The organism is Pseudomonas sp. EL_65y_Pfl1_R83, from assembly GCF_963970695.1.
GTDB lineage: Bacteria > Pseudomonadota > Gammaproteobacteria > Pseudomonadales > Pseudomonadaceae > Aquipseudomonas > Aquipseudomonas tritici.
On the sequence record NZ_CAXAQI010000192.1, the window covers coordinates 1 to 556 of the forward strand.

At 59.5% G+C, this 556-nt stretch carries 1 protein-coding gene; it reads left to right on the plus strand.

The genetic code is table 11. The features are described 5' to 3' along the window. Positions 1–443, plus strand: a 443-nt coding sequence (locus AACY08_RS28360) for a VIT1/CCC1 transporter family protein (protein ID WP_339472415.1), incomplete at its 5' end; no start/stop codon positions are given. Between the last annotated feature and the right edge of the window lie 113 nt (positions 444–556).

The window sequence follows — 556 nt, forward strand, 5'->3', positions numbered from 1 at the left end:
GTCTCGAGCATCTTGCCGATCCCGAGCATGAAAAACGCGAACTCATTGGGATCTATGTCGATCGCGGCCTCCCGATCGCGTTGGCGGAACAAGTTGCCCATGCTTTATCGGAAACTGATGCTCTTGCGGCGCATCTGCGTGACGAACTGGGCATTTCCGAGCACAGTATCGCTCGGCCAACGCAGGCCGCTATAGCCTCTGCAGCCGCGTTCGTGGCGGGAGGCATCATTCCCCTCTTGGCGGCTCTCTTTGTCGCAGGAGCTAGCGCTATCTGGGCCATTGTCGCCGTAGCTATCGCAGCGCTGGCTGTTCTAGGTGCTGCTGGAGCGAAAGCGGGAGGCGCACCGCTGGCCGTGGCCGTGACCCGCGTGGTTATTTTCGGATCGTTGGCGATGGCGATCACGGCAGGCGTAGGCCGCATATTTCATATCGCGACTGGTTAAAGGGTTATCCCTGCTGTGTTTCGGCGTGAGATTGGGGACCACCTGACCCGGTAATCGGCACCTAAACGGGGACCACAGACCGGGTCATCTATGTTCGCCTGCTGTGTTGGCTG